This is a genomic window from Leisingera aquaemixtae (assembly GCF_019801145.1).
Classification (GTDB): Bacteria; Pseudomonadota; Alphaproteobacteria; order Rhodobacterales; family Rhodobacteraceae; genus Leisingera; species Leisingera aquaemixtae_A.
In genome coordinates this window covers 96,675-112,119 of the sequence record NZ_JAHVJQ010000009.1, presented here as the reverse complement: position 1 = coordinate 112,119, position 15,445 = coordinate 96,675, and the positions used below count along the sequence as shown (strand labels likewise).

The 15,445-nt window shown below is 66.5% G+C and carries 13 protein-coding genes; 8 read left to right on the top strand and 5 right to left on the bottom strand.

What is annotated here, in order from left to right:
* Positions 1-41: 41 nt before the first annotated feature.
* Positions 42-1,550, top strand: coding sequence for a YifB family Mg chelatase-like AAA ATPase (locus tag KUW17_RS18450; protein WP_222481767.1), 1,509 nt, complete (start codon positions 42-44; stop codon positions 1,548-1,550).
* Here KUW17_RS18450 and KUW17_RS18445 read toward each other — a convergent pair.
* The 4 genes from KUW17_RS18445 to rsmI all read right to left on the bottom strand — a co-directional run bounded on the left by KUW17_RS18445 (position 1,542) and on the right by rsmI (position 4,689).
* Positions 1,542-2,447 carry an alpha/beta hydrolase fold domain-containing protein gene (locus KUW17_RS18445; protein ID WP_222481766.1) on the bottom strand — a complete coding sequence of 302 codons (906 nt, stop codon included), beginning with the start codon at positions 2,445-2,447 and terminating at the stop codon, positions 1,542-1,544. The genes KUW17_RS18450 and KUW17_RS18445 overlap by 9 nt on opposite strands.
* Positions 2,447-3,382, bottom strand: a complete 936-nt coding sequence (gene gshB, locus KUW17_RS18440) for a glutathione synthase (protein WP_222481765.1) — start codon at positions 3,380-3,382, stop codon at positions 2,447-2,449. The genes KUW17_RS18445 and gshB overlap by 1 nt, the downstream gene beginning before the upstream one ends.
* 71 nt (positions 3,383-3,453) lie before the next feature.
* Positions 3,454-3,828 carry a YraN family protein gene (locus KUW17_RS18435; protein ID WP_222481764.1) on the bottom strand — a complete coding sequence of 125 codons (375 nt, stop codon included), beginning with the start codon at positions 3,826-3,828 and terminating at the stop codon, positions 3,454-3,456.
* 3 nt (positions 3,829-3,831) lie between these two features.
* The gene (gene rsmI / locus KUW17_RS18430) at positions 3,832-4,689 is read right to left on the bottom strand and encodes a 16S rRNA (cytidine(1402)-2'-O)-methyltransferase (protein WP_222481763.1); all 858 of its coding nucleotides are present in this window, start codon (positions 4,687-4,689) and stop codon (positions 3,832-3,834) included.
* 87 nt (positions 4,690-4,776) lie between these two features.
* On the opposite strand from rsmI, the gene KUW17_RS18425 reads away from it, so the two are divergent.
* The 5 genes from KUW17_RS18425 to KUW17_RS18405 all read left to right on the top strand — a co-directional run bounded on the left by KUW17_RS18425 (position 4,777) and on the right by KUW17_RS18405 (position 11,159).
* Positions 4,777-5,943, top strand: coding sequence for a penicillin-binding protein activator (locus KUW17_RS18425; RefSeq protein WP_222481762.1), 1,167 nt, complete (start codon positions 4,777-4,779; stop codon positions 5,941-5,943).
* The gene (locus tag KUW17_RS18420) at positions 5,903-8,743 is read left to right on the top strand and encodes a [protein-PII] uridylyltransferase (RefSeq protein ID WP_222481761.1); all 2,841 of its coding nucleotides are present in this window, start codon (positions 5,903-5,905) and stop codon (positions 8,741-8,743) included. The genes KUW17_RS18425 and KUW17_RS18420 overlap by 41 nt, the downstream gene beginning before the upstream one ends.
* Entirely contained in the window at positions 8,740-10,290 is a 1,551-nt protein-coding gene (gene murJ / locus KUW17_RS18415; protein ID WP_222481760.1) for a murein biosynthesis integral membrane protein MurJ, read from the top strand. Before KUW17_RS18420 ends, murJ begins: the two co-directional genes overlap by 4 nt.
* Entirely contained in the window at positions 10,287-10,868 is a 582-nt protein-coding gene (locus tag KUW17_RS18410) for a Crp/Fnr family transcriptional regulator (protein ID WP_222481759.1), read from the top strand. The genes murJ and KUW17_RS18410 overlap by 4 nt, the downstream gene beginning before the upstream one ends.
* Before the next feature lie 93 nt (positions 10,869-10,961).
* Positions 10,962-11,159 carry a DUF2892 domain-containing protein gene (locus tag KUW17_RS18405; RefSeq protein WP_222481758.1) on the top strand — a complete coding sequence of 66 codons (198 nt, stop codon included), beginning with the start codon at positions 10,962-10,964 and terminating at the stop codon, positions 11,157-11,159.
* Between the two features lie 229 nt (positions 11,160-11,388).
* Here the strand turns inward: KUW17_RS18405 and KUW17_RS18400 are convergent, their stop codons facing one another.
* On the bottom strand, positions 11,389-12,075 hold the full coding sequence (locus tag KUW17_RS18400; RefSeq protein ID WP_222481757.1) for a rhomboid family intramembrane serine protease: 687 nt from the start codon (positions 12,073-12,075) through the stop codon (positions 11,389-11,391).
* A 99-nt stretch (positions 12,076-12,174) separates the two neighbouring features.
* On the opposite strand from KUW17_RS18400, the gene trpS reads away from it, so the two are divergent.
* The gene (gene trpS / locus KUW17_RS18395; protein ID WP_222481756.1) at positions 12,175-13,203 is read left to right on the top strand and encodes a tryptophan--tRNA ligase; all 1,029 of its coding nucleotides are present in this window, start codon (positions 12,175-12,177) and stop codon (positions 13,201-13,203) included.
* A 153-nt stretch (positions 13,204-13,356) separates the two neighbouring features.
* Positions 13,357-15,381 (top strand): OmpA family protein, encoded by a 2,025-nt coding sequence (locus tag KUW17_RS18390; protein ID WP_222481755.1) that lies wholly within the window; start codon positions 13,357-13,359, stop codon positions 15,379-15,381.
* Positions 15,382-15,445 lie beyond the last annotated feature (64 nt).

The window sequence follows — 15,445 nt, the reverse complement described above, 5'->3', positions numbered from 1 at the left end:
TGCCAAGCATCTCTCCCTGACCTTTCAGAAGGCGGGGAGAGATGACGGCACGTTCTTACACGGTGGCATTTCAGGGCGTCGAAGCCCGCCAGGTTGAGGTGCAATGCGCGGTTGCCCCCGGCTTGCCTGCATTTTCGGTCGTCGGCCTGCCGGACAAGGCGGTGCAGGAGGCACGCGAGCGGGTGCGTGCCGCCTTTGCGGCAATGTCCATCGCCCTGCCATCGCGCCGGATCACCATAAATCTGTCCCCCGCGGACCTGCCCAAGGAGGGCAGCCATTTCGACCTGCCGATTGCACTCGCTTTGCTGGCCGCCATTGGCATTATCCCGGCGGAGAAAGCCGAGGAGACCATTGCCCTTGGAGAACTCTCGCTCGACGGCCAGCTGATGCCCGTGGCCGGCGCCCTGCCCGCAGCGGTGACAGCGGCAGAGGAAGGCCGGATGCTGCTTTGCCCGAAACCCTCAGGACCGGAGGCGGCTTGGGTCGACGCCGCGCAGGTGATCGGCGCCGCCACCCTGACGGAGGCGGTGCAGCATTTCACAGGCCAGCGGCGCATCGAACCTGCCACGCCGGGCGAAGCTGTCCTCGATCTGGGCGGCAAGGATCTGCGCGACGTCAAAGGCCAGGAGACCGCCAAGCGCGCGCTGGAAATCGCTGCCGCCGGGCGCCATCACATGCTGATGGTCGGCCCGCCGGGGTCGGGCAAGTCGATGCTGGCAGCGCGGCTGCCCTCGATCCTGCCGCCGCTGTCCCCGGCTGAGGCGCTGGAAACCTCGATGATCCATTCCCTGTGCGGGCTGATCGACGAAGGCGGCATCAGCCGCGCCCGCCCCTTCCGCGAGCCGCACCACACCGCCTCCATGGCCGCAATCGCCGGCGGCGGGCGGCGGGCGCAGCCGGGCGAGATCAGCCTGGCCCACAACGGCGTGCTGTTCCTGGACGAGCTGCCGGAGTTCGGCCGCCCGGTGCTGGAAACCCTGCGCCAGCCGCTGGAAACCGGCGAGGTGATGGTGGCGCGCGCCAACGCCCACGTGAAATACCCCAGCCGCTTCATGCTGGTGGCGGCCGCCAATCCCTGCAAATGCGGCTATCTGGCCGATGCCAACCGCGCCTGTTCCCAGGCCCCCATTTGCGGAGCAAACTATCTGGGCCGGATTTCCGGCCCGCTGCTGGACCGCTTCGACCTGCACCTGGACGTGCCGCCCGTGGATGTGGCCGATCTGGAGCTGCCGCCCAGCGCCGAGGGCTCGGCTGAAGTCGCGCAGCGGGTGGCAGTTGCCCGCGAAATGCAGGCGGCCCGGTTCCGCACCCACCCCGGCCTGCGCCAGAACGCTGATGCCGAAGGCGCACTGCTGGAGGACATCGCCGCCCCGGACGCCGAAAGCCGCGCCCTGCTGGTCCGGGCCGCCGAACGCTTCGGCCTCAGCGCACGCGGCTACCACCGGGTGCTGCGGGTTGCGCGCACGATTGCGGATCTGGCCTGCGAGGAACAGGTGCAGCGGCCGCATTTTGCCGAGGCGCTGAGCTTCCGGCTGCCGCCGTCACGCTGATGCGCTGCCGAGCACATCCGCGGCAAAGGCTGCGGCCTCCTCCAATGCGGCCTGGCCTTCGGGCAAGTGGCCCGCCATGAACTGCCAGACATGGGGAACATCCTGCCACAGGCTGAAGCGCACCTCGCCGCCCGAGGCCTCCAGCAGCTGCGCCATGCGCTGCGAATCTGACAGCAGCACTTCGCTGTCGCCAGCCTGAATCAGCACCGGCGGCGGGTCGGGGAAGCGGGCGAACAGCGGCGACGCCCGCACATCCGCCGGGTCCGCACCCGCAAGGTATTGATCCACAACCTCTTTCATTCGGCCAGCCGGAATGATCACATCCCTGTTCCGATTGGATTGAATGCTGGCCCCGCTCAGGGTCAGGTCGCACCAGGGAGAGAAGGCGGCAAGGCCCGCGGGGCGTTCTCCCTCCTCCAGAAGACCCGCAAGAAGCGCCAGCGCCAGCCCGCCGCCGGCACTGTCACCGGCCAGCAGTATATCCCTGGCTGCATACCCCCTTTGGCGCAGATACGCCCAAGCCGCCCGGGCATCCTCGTAAGCCGCCGGAAAGGGGGCCTGCTGCAGCAGCCGGTAATCCGGCACTGCAATCTCCAGCCCGGACGCCCGTGACAGGCGGGACAGCATCCCCTGATAGGCACGCGCGCTGCCTGCCAGATAGGCGCCGCCATGCAGGAAAAGAATGATCTGCCCGCGCCGCACCTGCCCGCAGGACACCAGCTTCAGCGGCACAGGCGCAGGCCGCCGCTGCAGCCTGGTAAACGGCAACGCCGGATAAAGCCGGGGAGCAAAGGCTTCAAATACCCTGCGCGCCAGCTCCGGGTTGCTGGTCAGTTGCAGCACCGGTTTCATGCCATAGCGCATCCATGCGTTGATGGCGCGGCGCTGCCAGCTCATCAGCTGATCTTGGCTTCGATCGCCTGCCAGACCTTCCCGGCGATGTTCACCCCGTCAAAACGCTCCAGCTCCTGAATGCCCGTGGGCGAGGTCACGTTGATCTCGGTCAGGTAGTCGCCGATCACGTCGATGCCGACAAAGATTTGGCCCTTTTCGCGCAGCAGCGGGCCGATGGCGGCGCAGATTTCCAGGTCGCGCTCAGTCAGGCCGGTCTTTTCCGGGCGCCCGCCGGCATGCATGTTCGAGCGGGTTTCACCTGCCGCAGGCACCCGGTTGATCGCCCCCACCGGCTCGCCGTCGACCAGGATCACCCGCTTGTCACCGTTGCTGACGTCAGGCAGGAATTTCTGCACGATCAGCGGCTCGCGGCTGAAGCCAGTGAACAACTCGTGCAATGCGGTCAGGTTGCGGTCGCCGTGGTCGAGCCGGAACACCCCTGCCCCGCCGTTTCCGTAAAGCGGCTTCAGGATGATATCGCCGTGCTTTTCCTTGAACGCCTTGATGGTTTGCAGGTCGCGGGCAATCGCCGTGGGCGGGGTCAGATCCGGGAAATCCAGCACCAGCAGCTTTTCCGGATAGTTGCGCACCCAGAAAGGATCATTCACGACCAGCGTCTGCCCCTTGAGCCGGTCCAGGAGGTGCGTCGAGGTGATGTAATGCATATCAAAGGGCGGGTCCTGGCGCAGCCAGACCACATCGAATGTGCCGAGGTCCACCTCCCGCTCCGGCCCCAGCACCGCCGGAACGCCCTCGACCCGCTGAACGGTCATGTCATGGCCGCGGGCGGTGACATGGCCCTCCTGATAGGCCAGGTGGTCCGGGGTGTAGAAAAACAGCTCATGGCCGCGCGCCTGGGCTTCTTCGGCCAGGCGGAAGCTGCTGTCCGCATTGATGTCCACGCCCATGACCGGGTCCATCTGAAAGGCGATCTTCATGGCAGTATCCCTTGTAAACTGGCCAAATACATGGCCCAGCGCTGTCCCGGGTTCAATGGGTCAGGCGCAGTTCAGTCCATCCCGAAGGCGTTTTCAATGATCTCCACCGCGCCTGAGCCGTCCACTAGCGCCGCATCGAACCGCACCGGCGTCAGCTGGCCCTGCGGCTCGTTCTCCAGATACTGCCCGGCACTGGCATAGATGCGCTCCGCCTGCCGCGGTGTGATGCGCATGGCCGCGCTTGCGCTGGTGGCACTGTGCTTCACCTCGACAAACACCAGTTCCCCGGGGCCGCGCAGGATCAGGTCGATCTCGCCGCCCGGCCCGCGCCAGCGGCGCTCGGCCACGGTGTAGCCGCGGTTTTCATAGTGGCGCGCCACGATTTCCTCCGCGGCCGCGCCGGCCAGATGCGCGCGGGCGCCGCGGTGCTGGCGGGCGCGGGTCATGCCTCAGCCGCCCTTCGCCAGCTGCAATGCCATCTGGTAGACCTTGCGCCGGGGCAGCCCGTGCATCTCGGCGACGATCCCGGCGGCATCCTTGACCGAATTGCCCTGCAGCGCGGCCTGCAGGTCGCTTTCCAGATCACCCTCGCTGACTTCCGCCTCCTGCGCGCGGTCGACCAGCAGCACAATCTCGCCCTTGACCGGGCTTTCCTCCAAACCCGCTGCCAGATCGGTCAGCGGCGCCCGGCGCACCTCCTCGAATTTCTTGGTCAGTTCGCGGCACAGCGCGGCAGGGCGGTTGCCCAGCACCGCCGCCATGTCGGCAACCGAGGCGGCCACCCGTTTCGGCGATTCATAAAAAATCAGCGTGCCGGGAATTTCCCGCAGTTCTTCCAGCCGCTTGCGCCGGGCACCCGAGGCATTGGGCAGGAAGCCTGCAAAGAAGAACGCATCTGTCGGCAGCCCTGCCAGCGTCAGCGCGGTGGCCGCGGCAGAGGCCCCGGGGGCGCACGTGACGGTATGGCCCGCCTCCGCCGCCGCACGGCTGAGGTCAAAGCCGGGGTCCGCAATCAGCGGCATCCCGGCCTCAGACGCGTAGGCAACCGATTTCCCCTCGCCAATCGCTTCCAGCAGTTTGGCCCGCGCGCCGGTACCGCTGTGGTCGTGGTAGGCGATGATCCGCCGCCCGCCCAGCGGCACCCCGTGAATCTCCATCAGCTTGCGCAGCGAGCGTGTATCCTCAGCCGCAAGCACATCGGCCGAGGCCAGCACATCCAGCGCCCGCAGGGTAATGTCGCGGGCGGTGCCGATCGGCGTGGCAACAAAGTACAGCCCGGGGGACAATATGACATTCTGGTGATTCAACGCTGGACCCGCCTTTTTGGTCGTTTATGATCCGCCCTAAAACCCACACGGCGCTGCCGCGCCGGGAGAACGGAGTTTCAAGCCATTATGTTTGCTGTTTTCAAACGCGCCCGCAAGGCGGCTCTGACAGCCGCCGCGGCAGTTTCCGCCATTGCCCTTACTGCCTGTGACCCGATTGCCGTTGGCACCGGCCCGACCATTAACACCTCCAAACCCGTTCCGGTGGCGCTGCTGGTGCCGCGCGGCTCTGCGCAGCAGGGCGACAGCGTGCTGGCAAAGAGCCTGGAAAACGCCGCCCGCATGGCAATTGCCGATCTGGACGGTGTGCAGATCGACCTGCGGGTCTATGATACCGCAGGCAGCCCCGAGGTGGCCTCCAGCGCCGCGCAGCAGGCGCTGAGCGACGGCGCCCGGGTCATACTTGGCCCGGTTTATGCCGAAGCCGCCAATGCGGCCGGCATCGCGGCCCGCCAGCGCGGCGTGAACGTGCTGGCCTTTTCCAACAACCCGGCCATTGCCGGCGGCAACGTTTTTATCCTGGGGCCGACCTTCGACAACACCGCGCGGCGGCTGACCAGCTTTGCCGCCCGCAACGGCAAGCGCAACATCCTGATCGTCGGCGGCAATGATGCCGCGGGCGTGGCAGGGCGCAACGCGATCCAGCGCGCGGCCAGCGAAACCGGCGCCAGCGTCGCGGGCAGCGTCGGCTATGAGCTGTCCCAGCAAGGCGTGATCAACGCCATCCCCGCCATCCGCAGCGAAGCCGCCGGCGCAGACGCCGTGTTCCTGACGTCGACAACCGCAGGTGCGCTGCCGCTGCTGGCGCAGTTGATGCCGGAAGCCGGTGTCGATCCGGCAGAAAAGCAGTACATCGGCCTGACCCGCTGGGATATCCCGCCGCAGACCCTGTCCCTGCCCGGCGTGCAGGGCGGCTGGTTCGCCCTGCCGGATCAAAGCAAGGTGCAGCAGTTCAGCGCCCGCTACCAGGCAAGCTATGGCGCCGCTCCGCATTCCATCGGCAGCCTGGCCTATGACGGCATCGCCGCCATCGGCGCGCTGGTTGCGGCCGGCAAGTCCGACGCCCTGACCGCGGGCGCCCTGACCCAGGGCGCAGGCTTCCAGGGCGCAGGCGGCATCTTCCGTCTGCGGCCCGACGGCACCAATGAACGCGGTCTGGCGGTTGCCTCCATCCAAGAACAGAAAGTCGTGATCATTGACCCAGCCCCAAGCAGCTTCGCAGGCGCCGGTTTCTGACCCTGCCGCCCGCCCTGCAAAAGCCTCTGCCAATGGCCTGCCGCAACCGCTGGGACCGCTGATCTGCAGCCCGCCGGACATCTTTGACGCCGGCAGCATCCGGGCGCAGATCAAGGCGCTGGCAGAGGACACGCCCGCCGCGGCCCTGCGCAGCGAGACGGTGAAAATCCTGAAGGCCGCCAACAAGGCCGGCCGCGCAGCAATTGCCGAGGCCTTTGCTGCGCAGCCCTTTGCCGCGCGGGAGATGGCCCGCTCCTACACCTTCCTGACCGACGGGCTGGTGACCACCGCGCTTTATGTCGCCGGCGAGCTGCTGCACCCGCTTGCCACCCCGACCCAGGGCGAGCGCATCGCGGTACTGGCGGTGGGAGGTTACGGCCGGGGGGAAATGGCGCCGGCCTCGGACGTCGACCTGCTGTTCCTGACCCCCTACAAGATCACCGCCTGGGCGGAGAGCGTGATTGAATCCATGCTTTACATCCTGTGGGACCTGCGGCTGAAGGTGGGCCATGCCAGCCGCACCATCAAGGACTGCATCCGGCTGGGCAGCGAAGACTACACCATCCGCACGGCTATGCTGGAGCACCGGTTCCTGGCAGGCCACGCCCCCTTGGCCAAGGAGCTGGACAAGCGCCTCAAGAAGGAGCTGTTTTCCCAGGACGCGCAGGAATTTGTCGAAGCCAAGCTGGCTGAACGGGATGCCCGCCACCTGAAGCAGGGCCAGCGCTATATGGTCGAGCCCAACGTGAAGGAGGGCAAGGGCGGCCTGCGCGACCTGCAGTCGCTGTTCTGGATCGCCAAGTATCTCTACCAGGTGAAAGATGCCGAGGAGCTGGTGCCGCTGGGGCTGTTCCGCGCCGAGGAGATGGAGCTGTTTGCCAAGGCCGCCACGTTCCTGTGGGCGGTGCGCGCGCATCTGCATCTGGCAACCGGGCGCGCCACCGAGCAGCTGACTTTCGACCTGCAGGTCGAGGTGGCCAGCCGCATGGGCTACGAGGACAAGGCCGGGCGCCGCGGCGTGGAAGTGTTCATGCAGGAGTATTTCCGCCACGCCACCCGGGTCGGCGACCTCACCCGCATCTTCCTGACCAAGCTGGAGGCCAGCCAGCAGAAGAACGCGCCGCTCCTGGAGCGGATCTTCCGCCGCCGCCCGCGGATCAAGCCCGGCTACAAAGTGGTGCACAACCGGCTGGATGTGGTCGACCCCAAGGCCTTCCTGGAAGACCGGGTCAACCTGCTGCGGCTGTTCGAGGAAGCGCTGCGCACCGGCATGCTGATCCACCCGGACGCGATGCGGCTGGTGACGGCCAACCTGCACCTGATCGACGAGGACATGCGCAACGACAAGGAGGCGCGGAAGCTTTTCCTCGACCTTCTGCTGAAGCACGGCAATTCCGAACGCGCCCTCCGGCGGATGAACGAACTCGGTGTGCTGTCGGCCTTCCTGCCGGAGTTCGAACCCATCGTGGCGATGATGCAGTTCAACATGTATCACTCCTACACGGTGGATGAGCACACCATTCAGGTCATCGCCAATTATGCCGCCATCGAGCGCGGCGAGCTGGAGGACGAACTGCCGCTGTCCTCTGAAATCCTGCGCAAGGGCTTGAACCGCAAGGTGCTGATGGTGGCGATGCTGCTGCATGACATCGGCAAGGGCCGCGAGCAGGACCATTCGATCCTGGGCGCCCAGATCGCCCGCAAGGTGGCGCCCAGGCTGGGGCTGAAGCCTTCGGAATGCGAAACCGTGGAATGGCTGGTGCGCTATCACCTGCTGATGTCGGACATGGCGCAGAAGCGCGATATCGCCGACCCGCGCACGGTGCGCGACTTCGCCAAGGCTGTGCAGACGGTCAAACGGCTGGACCTTCTGCTGCTGCTGACCGTCTGCGATATCCGCGGCGTCGGCCCGGACACCTGGAACAACTGGAAGGCCGCGCTGCTGCGGGCGCTCTACGCCCAGACCCGCGCTGCGCTGGAGGGCGGCATGGAGGCGCTGAACCGCGAACACCGCGGCGCGTCGGCCAAGAAGGCCCTGCGCGAGGCGCTGCCGGACTGGTCCAAGACCGACCTCAAGACCGAGACCGCCCGCCACTACCCGCCCTACTGGCACGGGCTGCATGTGACCGCGCATGTGGACTTTGCCGAAATGCTGCGCGACTTCACCGCCAAGGGGGATCCGGGCGAGGTGATGATCCGGCTCTATCCGGATGTGGACCGCGACGCGACCCGCGCCTGTTTCGTGATGGAGGACCACCCGGGCATCTTTGCCCGCATCGTGGGCGCCCTGGCTCTGGTCGGCGCCAATGTGGTGGATGCGCGTTCCTACACCACCAAGGACGGCTATGTGACCGATGCCTTCTGGATTCAGGACAGCGAAGGCCACCCCTTCGATCCGATCCGCCTGCACCGGCTCAAGCAGATGATCGAAAAGACCCTCAAGGGCGAGGTCATCACCCGCGACGCGCTGAAATCCCGCGACAAGATCAAGAAGCGGGAACGCGCCTTCAAGGTGCCGACCCATATCACCTTCGATAACGAGGGTTCGGAGATCTACACCATCATCGAGGTCGATACCCGCGACCGGCCCGGCTTGCTGTACGATCTGGCCCGCACCCTGGCGGCTGCCAATGTCTATATTGCCAATGCGGTGATCGCGACCTATGGCGAGCAGGTGGTGGATGCCTTCTATGTCAAGGACATGTTCGGTTTGAAATACTACTCGGAGTCCAAGCAGCGGACGCTGGAGAAGAAGCTGCGGGCAGCCATTGCCGAGGGCGCAAAACGGGCGGATACATGAAACCGATCAAATTGCTGTCGGGTTTCCTGACCGTCGGGTTCTGGACGCTGGCCAGCCGCCTTCTGGGCTTTGCCCGCGAGATCCTGATTGCCGCCTTCATCGGGCCCGGACCGGTTCTGGACGCCTTCATCGTAGCCTTCCGCCTGCCCAACATGTTCCGCCGCTTCTTTGCCGAAGGCGCCTTCAACGCAGCCTTCGTCCCGGCCTTCTCCAAACGCTATGAGGCAGGCGAGGACCCCGCACACTATGCCCAGCAGGCCTTCAACCTGCTGGCGGCGGCAGTGCTGGCGCTGGTCGGGCTGGCCATGGTGTTCATGCCCGGGCTGGTCTGGCTGACGGCGGGCGGTTTCGTGGGCGACGCGCGCTTCGACATGGCTGTGGGGTACGGCCACATCGTCTTTCCCTACATCCTGTTCATGTCGCTGGCAGCCCTCTTCTCCGGGGTGCTGAACGCCACCGGGCGGTTTGCCGCCGCCGCAGCGGCGCCGGTGCTGCTCAACATCTTCACCTGCGCGGCCATGACGGCCGGCGCAGTGCTGGGCGGCGATGTGATTGTCTGGCTGGTCTGGACCGTCCCGGTGGCCGGCGTGGCCCAGCTGGCGCTGGTCTGGGCCGCGGCGGCCCGCGCGGGCTTTGTCCTTCGCCCCGGCCTGCCGCGCTGGAATGCCGAGATGCGCGATCTGGTGCGGGTGGCGGTGCCCGCCGCCCTGGCCATGGGGGTCACCCAGATCAACCTTGTTGTCGGCCAGTATGTGGCATCCGACATCGAAAAGGCGGCCAGCTGGCTGTTCATTGCCGACCGCCTCTACCAGCTGCCGCTGGGCGTGGTGGGTATTGCCGTCGGCATCGTGCTGCTGCCCGCGCTGTCCCGCCGCCTGCGCGCAGGCGACAGCACCGGCTCCCAGGACGCCCTGTCGCGCGCGGGGGAGTTTTCGCTGCTGCTGGCGGTGCCCTCGGCCGTGGCCTTCATGACGGTTCCGGTGCCGCTGGTCTCGGTTCTCTATGAACGCGGCGCCACCGGCCCGGAGGATGTGGCCGCCATCGCCATTGCCGTTGCCATTTATGGCGCAGGGCTGCCTGCCTTCATGCTGCAAAAGGTGCTGCAGCCCCTGTATTTCGCGCGCGAGGACACCAGGACCCCGTTCCGCTATGCGCTGGTGGCCATGGTGGTGAACGCAGGCCTGGCCTTTGGCCTGAAACCGGCGCTGGGCTGGATCGCCCCCGCCATTGCCGCCTCTGCCGCAGGCTGGGCGATGGTGGCGCTGCTGGCCCTCGGCACCCGCGGCATGGGGGAGGAGGCCCGGTTCGACGCCCGCTTCCGCCGCCGCGCCTGGCGCATCCTGGCGGCCTCCGCCGTCATGGGGGCGGTGCTCTACACGGTGACCGCTGCCGCCGGCTGGCTGTTCACGCTGGACTACTGGCGCTACCTGTCGCTGCTTGGCCTGGTGGTGCTGGGCGGCACGGTCTACTTCACGGCCGGTCAGGCCCTCGGCGCCTTCCGCCTGTCGGAGTTCCGCAGCGCCCTCAGCCGCCGGAAACAGGCATGAGCCGCCTCTCCTGCCCCGCCGGCACCGTGCTGTTCCGCCCCGGGCAGGAGTGCCCCGGCTTTGTCCGGCTCACCTCCGGCAGCATCAAGGTCACCCTGACCGCCGCCAACGGCCGCGAAGTCGTGCTGTACCGCGTCGGCCCCGGCGACGTCTGCCTGCAGACCTTTGCCTGCCTCACGGACGGGCGCAGCTATGCGGCCGAGGGCGTGGCAGAAACCGCGCTGGAGGGCGAGATCATCCCGCACCCCGCCTTCCGCCAGTCGATGTCGGAGGACGGCGCATTCCGCAGCGAAGTGCTGACCGCCGTTGCCCGCCGCTTTGCCGATTACGAACAGCTGGTGGAGGATGTCGCCCTCACCGGCTTTGATGCCCGCCTTGCCCGGGTGCTGCTGCGGCTTGCAGGGGAAGGCGGCAGCCTCCGCATCACCCATGACGCGCTGGCTGCCGAAACCGCTTCCGGCCGCGCCTTTGTCACCCGGCGGCTGCGGGAATTCGCCCGGATGGGGCTGGTGGAAACCGGCCGCGGCCAGCTGCGCATCCTTGACCGCCGCGGGCTGGAGCAGATTGCGGAAGATTAAGCTTGAGCTTTGGTGACACTGTCACCGACAGGGCTCCGCGTCTGGCCTAGAAAGAACTCGCAATTCCGCAAGTGAGTTCGAAAGGACAGAACAATGCCCCGCAACGAAGGCACTCTCGACCGCGCCCTGCGCATCATCCTCGGCCTGATCCTGCTGTCGCTGGTCTTCACCGGCCCGCAAACCCTGTGGGGGCTGATCGGCCTGGTGCCGCTGCTGACCGGCCTGATCGGCTACTGCCCGCTCTATCAGATCCTCGGCCTCAGCACCTGCCCGCTGAAGAAGCAGGGCTGAAACCTCCCGGCAAATCCCGGGTCAAGGGCGGCACAGCCGCCGCGCGGCACGCGCGGTTCACCCTTGAGGCGGGATTGGCCGGCAATACACTGGGTAAGGCGCCTTCAGGGCAGGCCTGCCCCTGAAGCGCCTCTCGGCAAATACTCCGCAGCGCGCAACGCGCGCTGCCTGGCCCAACGGCTGGACATGCCCCGCCAGGGGCCTGGACAGCGGGCGGGAGACCCTTGCCTCAATCGTGGCGGATGCGGTTCCTGATCCGAGCCCAGCCGCCCGGCGCCAGAAAAAACGACAGGCCAAAGCCGGTGGCAAAGCCCGTCAGATCCGCCACCCAGTCCTTCTGGCCGCCAAACAGCAGCCCGAACAGCAGCTGCGCCCCCATCAGAAAGGCAATCAGCGTGAACGCCCGGCCTTGCTGCGCCCCGACAGAGGCCAGCGAGCGCCACAGCAGGAAGGTGAACGCGCCGATCAGCCCGTATACGGCCGGAAAGCCGCCCACCAGCGGCACCGGCGAATTGACCAGCAGCGCATAGCCCAGCGCCCCGCCGGCCCCGGACAGCAGGAAGATGAGGACCATTGCCAGGTCTCCCATCACTTCGCCCACCATCTTGCCCATCGCCAGCACAAACACGCAGACAAACAGCGCGTGGGTAAAGGCGCCATGCACGAAGATATAACTGACAAACCGGATCAGATGCTCCGGCAGCCAGCGCCCGCTTTCCTGCATCCACCAGAAAATATCGCTGGAAAACGCATAGGATTGCACCGCTTCCAGCCGCCAGCCGATCGCCTCCGGACCGCCCAGGATGCCGCGTGCCCCCAGCGAGAACACCGCCTCGATGCCGATGATGACCAGCACCAGCGCCACCACGGCGGCGGGCAGCGGGTTGATGGGGGCATTATGGGGCTGGGTGCTCATCCGGACTCCTTGCGGCACGGAATCCCCCGCGCCTGTTGACCTATCCTGGCCCCATGGGTAAGCGACGATGGTGCATAATTCCAGACGGGAGTTTCCGCGATGAGCGAAACCAGCTTCACCCCGCGCGTGTTTTCGGGGATCCAGCCTTCGGGCAACCTGCACTTGGGGAATTACCTCGGTGCGCTGAAGCGCTTCGTGGACTGGCAGGCCAAGGATATCGAGACCATCTATTGCATGGTCGACCTGCATGCGATCACCGTCTGGCAGGACCCCGCGGATCTGAAGAAATCCACCCGCGAGCTCTGCGCCGGCTTCATTGCCGCCGGCATCGACCCGGAGAAATCCATCCTGATCAACCAGTCCCAGGTGCCGGAACACGCGCAGCTGGCCTGGGTGTTCAACTGCGTCGCCCGCATGGGCTGGATGCAGCGGATGACCCAGTGGAAGGACAAGGCGGGCAAGAACCAGCAGAACGCCTCGCTGGGCCTGTTTGCCTACCCGGCACTGATGGCAGCCGACATTCTGGTCTACCACGCCACCCATGTGCCGGTGGGCGAGGACCAGAAGCAGCACCTGGAGCTGACCCGCGACATCGCGATCAAATTCAACCACGACTATGGCGTGGACTTCTTCCCGGAGACCGAGCCGGTGATCGAAGGCGCGGCCACCCGGGTGATGTCCCTGCGCGACGGCTCCAAGAAAATGTCGAAATCCGACCCCTCGGATGCCAGCCGCATCAACCTGACCGATGACGCCGACGCCATCGCAAAGAAAATCCGCAAGGCCAAGACCGACCCCGAGGCGCTGCCCTCCGAGGCGGACGGCCTGGAGGACCGCCCGGAAGCGCGCAACCTGATCAATATCTACGCGGCCCTGAACGAGCAGACCGTGGAGCAGGTGCTGGCCGACGTCGGCGGCCGCCAGTTCTCCGAATTCAAGCCGATGCTGGCGGATCTGGCGGTCTCCAAGCTGGCGCCGATCTCCACCGAGATGGCACGGCTGATGCAGCAGCAGGACGAGATCGACAAGATCCTGGCCCGCGGCGCCGAGCGCGCCCGCGCGATCACCGCGCCGATCCTGCGCCAGACCTACGACATCATCGGCATGGTGCCGCCGCCGGCGCTCTGACGCCTAGCGCCCTGGCCCGGCCAGCGGAAATCAGCCTGACCCAAGCCGCCCCAGCCCGGGGCGGCTTTTCTTTTTGCCGCGCGATGCGCAACTAACCCGGTGTTTATCCGTTATCCTTGTGCGGCCACGTGCCGGAACAAGAAAGGAACCGAAATGAAACCGGGAATTTTCAAATCATCCACGGCGCTGGCAGTGATGATCTCGCTGGCGACCCCGCTGCCCGCCCTGTCGCAGGACAAGGGCAACAAGCGGATTGACCTCGCGCAGATGTCCGCGGCTGAAATCGGCGATCTGGTGGAGCGCTGCCGAAAGCGCGCCGAGCGGCGGCAGAAGAAACTGGAAGCCGGCCAGGACATAGAGGAGAAGACCGGCAAGGTTGCCAAGTTCTGCCAAGCCTATGGCGAAGGCGCATTTGACGCCGCCCTGCCCGCAGACCTCCAGTCCGCCGCCGTGCTGGCAGGCATCGGTGCTGTGGAAGCAGAGGAGACGGCGGCCGCTGATCAGGCAGCCGGGGCGCAGGCTGAAATTGTAGCCGAGGCCCAGCCCGATACCGGCAGCGAAGAGCAGACCCAGGCTGAGGTCACCGCGGAATCCTCCGGGCAGCAGGACACACAGGAACAGTCTGCAGAAGCCGAGGCGCAAGTAGAAACTGAAGCTCAGGCTGAAGCCGAAGCGCAGGCGCTGGCAGAGGCATTGGCACAGGAGCAAGCCGAAGCGCAGGCCGCAGCTGAGCAACAAGCGCAAGCGGAGGCTGAAGCCCAAGCTGCAGCAGAAGCACAAGTCGCGGCTGAAGCCCAGGCTGCAGCCGAAGAACAAGCCGCAGCAGAACAGGCTCAAGCGGAAGCAGCCGCACAAGCTGCAGCAGCACAGGCAGAGGCTCAGGCTGAAGCCGAAGCGCAGGCAGAGACTGAGGTGCAAACCGACCCTCAGGCTGACGGCAGCGGCGAGGCATCCGCCGGCGCCAGCGCCGAGGAAATCGCAGCGGACCTTGCCCAATCACAAGGCGGAGCAGCTGAAGAAACGGACAATCCCGAGCTGGTAGAACAGGACAGCCAGGCCCAGGCTGATGCCCTGGCCGAGGAGAGCAGCGAGCCTGCCGCCGCCGCCGCGGCAGCCGCGGACGGAACTGTTGCCGAGGGCGAGGCCGAAGTGACCGAAGAAGTGGTCACCGAGGACACCGCGCGCAGCTCTGACGAGGAATTCGAAACCGGGGTTAATGAAAACGCCCAAGCAGAAGCCCAGGCACCTGCCCCGCAGGCCAAGGCCGCCACTGAGGATGACAGCGGCCTGTCCACCCGCCAGCGCAACGCCCTGCTTGGCCTTGGCGCCCTGGCGATCGGCACCCTGCTCAACAACGGCGGCAAGGTGGTTTCCAACTCCGGCGACCGCGCCATCGTCGAGCAGGACGGCCAGTACCGCGTCCTGAAGGACGATGATGCGCTGCTGCGCCAGCCGGGCTCCAACGTGACCACCTACCGGTTCCAGGACGGCTCCACCCGCACCGTGGTGGTGCGCGAAAACGGCGTTGAGGTGAAAACCATCCGCTCCGCCGAGGGCCGGGTGCTGCGCCGCACCAAACTGCTGCCGGACGGCCGCAGCGTGGTGCTGTTCGACGACACCCAGAAGGCCGAGCGCGTGGTGGTCAATGAGCTGCCGCAGGTGCAGGACAACCGCCGCGCCTTCTCCAGCACCGGCGCGGTCTCGGCTGAGGACCTGGCCGCGGCGCTGGCCGCACAGGAAGCCAAGACCGTGGACCGCCGCTTCTCGCTGGCGCAGATCCGCAACATCGACGCGGTGCGCCGCCTGACGCCGGTGATCAACGTGGATTCGGTCAATTTCGACACCGGCTCCTCGGTGATCCGCCCGCAGGAGGCTGAAGAACTGGCAACCTTGGGCAACGCGCTGCGCGAGCTGATCGACCGCAACCCGGGCGAGGTGTTCCTGATCGAAGGCCATACCGACGCCGTGGGTGCCGCGACCTACAATCTGGCCCTGTCGGACCGGCGCGCCGAAACCGTGGCGCTGGCGCTGACGGAGTATTTCGGCGTGGCGCCGGAAAACATGGTGGTGCAGGGCTATGGCGAAAGCGACCTGGCCGTCAGCACCCTGGCAGCCGAGCGCGCCAACCGCCGCGTCGCGGTGCGCCGCATCACCCAGCTGCTGGGCAATCCGGGCTGACCGGCCTGAAACCGGCCAGATCTGAGAAGAAACAGCACCCGGCGGGACATTCCGCCGGGTGTTT

Excerpts from the sequence above, each read along its gene's own strand:
- KUW17_RS18400 (WP_222481757.1), bottom strand. The coding sequence starts at position 12,075 with ATGAGCACCCAGCCCCATAATGCCCCCATCAACCCGCTGCCCGCCGCC.
- KUW17_RS18410 (WP_222481759.1), top strand. The coding sequence starts at position 10,287 with ATGAGCCGCCTCTCCTGCCCCGCCGGCACCGTGCTGTTCCGCCCCGGG.
- KUW17_RS18435 (WP_222481764.1), bottom strand. The coding sequence starts at position 3,828 with ATGACCCGCGCCCGCCAGCACCGCGGCGCCCGCGCGCATCTGGCCGGC.
- KUW17_RS18445 (WP_222481766.1), bottom strand. The coding sequence starts at position 2,447 with ATGAGCTGGCAGCGCCGCGCCATCAACGCATGGATGCGCTATGGCATG.
- KUW17_RS18405 (WP_222481758.1), top strand. The coding sequence starts at position 10,962 with ATGCCCCGCAACGAAGGCACTCTCGACCGCGCCCTGCGCATCATCCTC.
- KUW17_RS18425 (WP_222481762.1), top strand. The coding sequence starts at position 4,777 with ATGTTTGCTGTTTTCAAACGCGCCCGCAAGGCGGCTCTGACAGCCGCC.
- KUW17_RS18450 (WP_222481767.1), top strand. The coding sequence starts at position 42 with ATGACGGCACGTTCTTACACGGTGGCATTTCAGGGCGTCGAAGCCCGC.
- KUW17_RS18390 (WP_222481755.1), top strand. The coding sequence starts at position 13,357 with ATGAAACCGGGAATTTTCAAATCATCCACGGCGCTGGCAGTGATGATC.
- murJ (WP_222481760.1), top strand. The coding sequence starts at position 8,740 with ATGAAACCGATCAAATTGCTGTCGGGTTTCCTGACCGTCGGGTTCTGG.
- trpS (WP_222481756.1), top strand. The coding sequence starts at position 12,175 with ATGAGCGAAACCAGCTTCACCCCGCGCGTGTTTTCGGGGATCCAGCCT.
- gshB (WP_222481765.1), bottom strand. The coding sequence starts at position 3,382 with ATGAAGATCGCCTTTCAGATGGACCCGGTCATGGGCGTGGACATCAAT.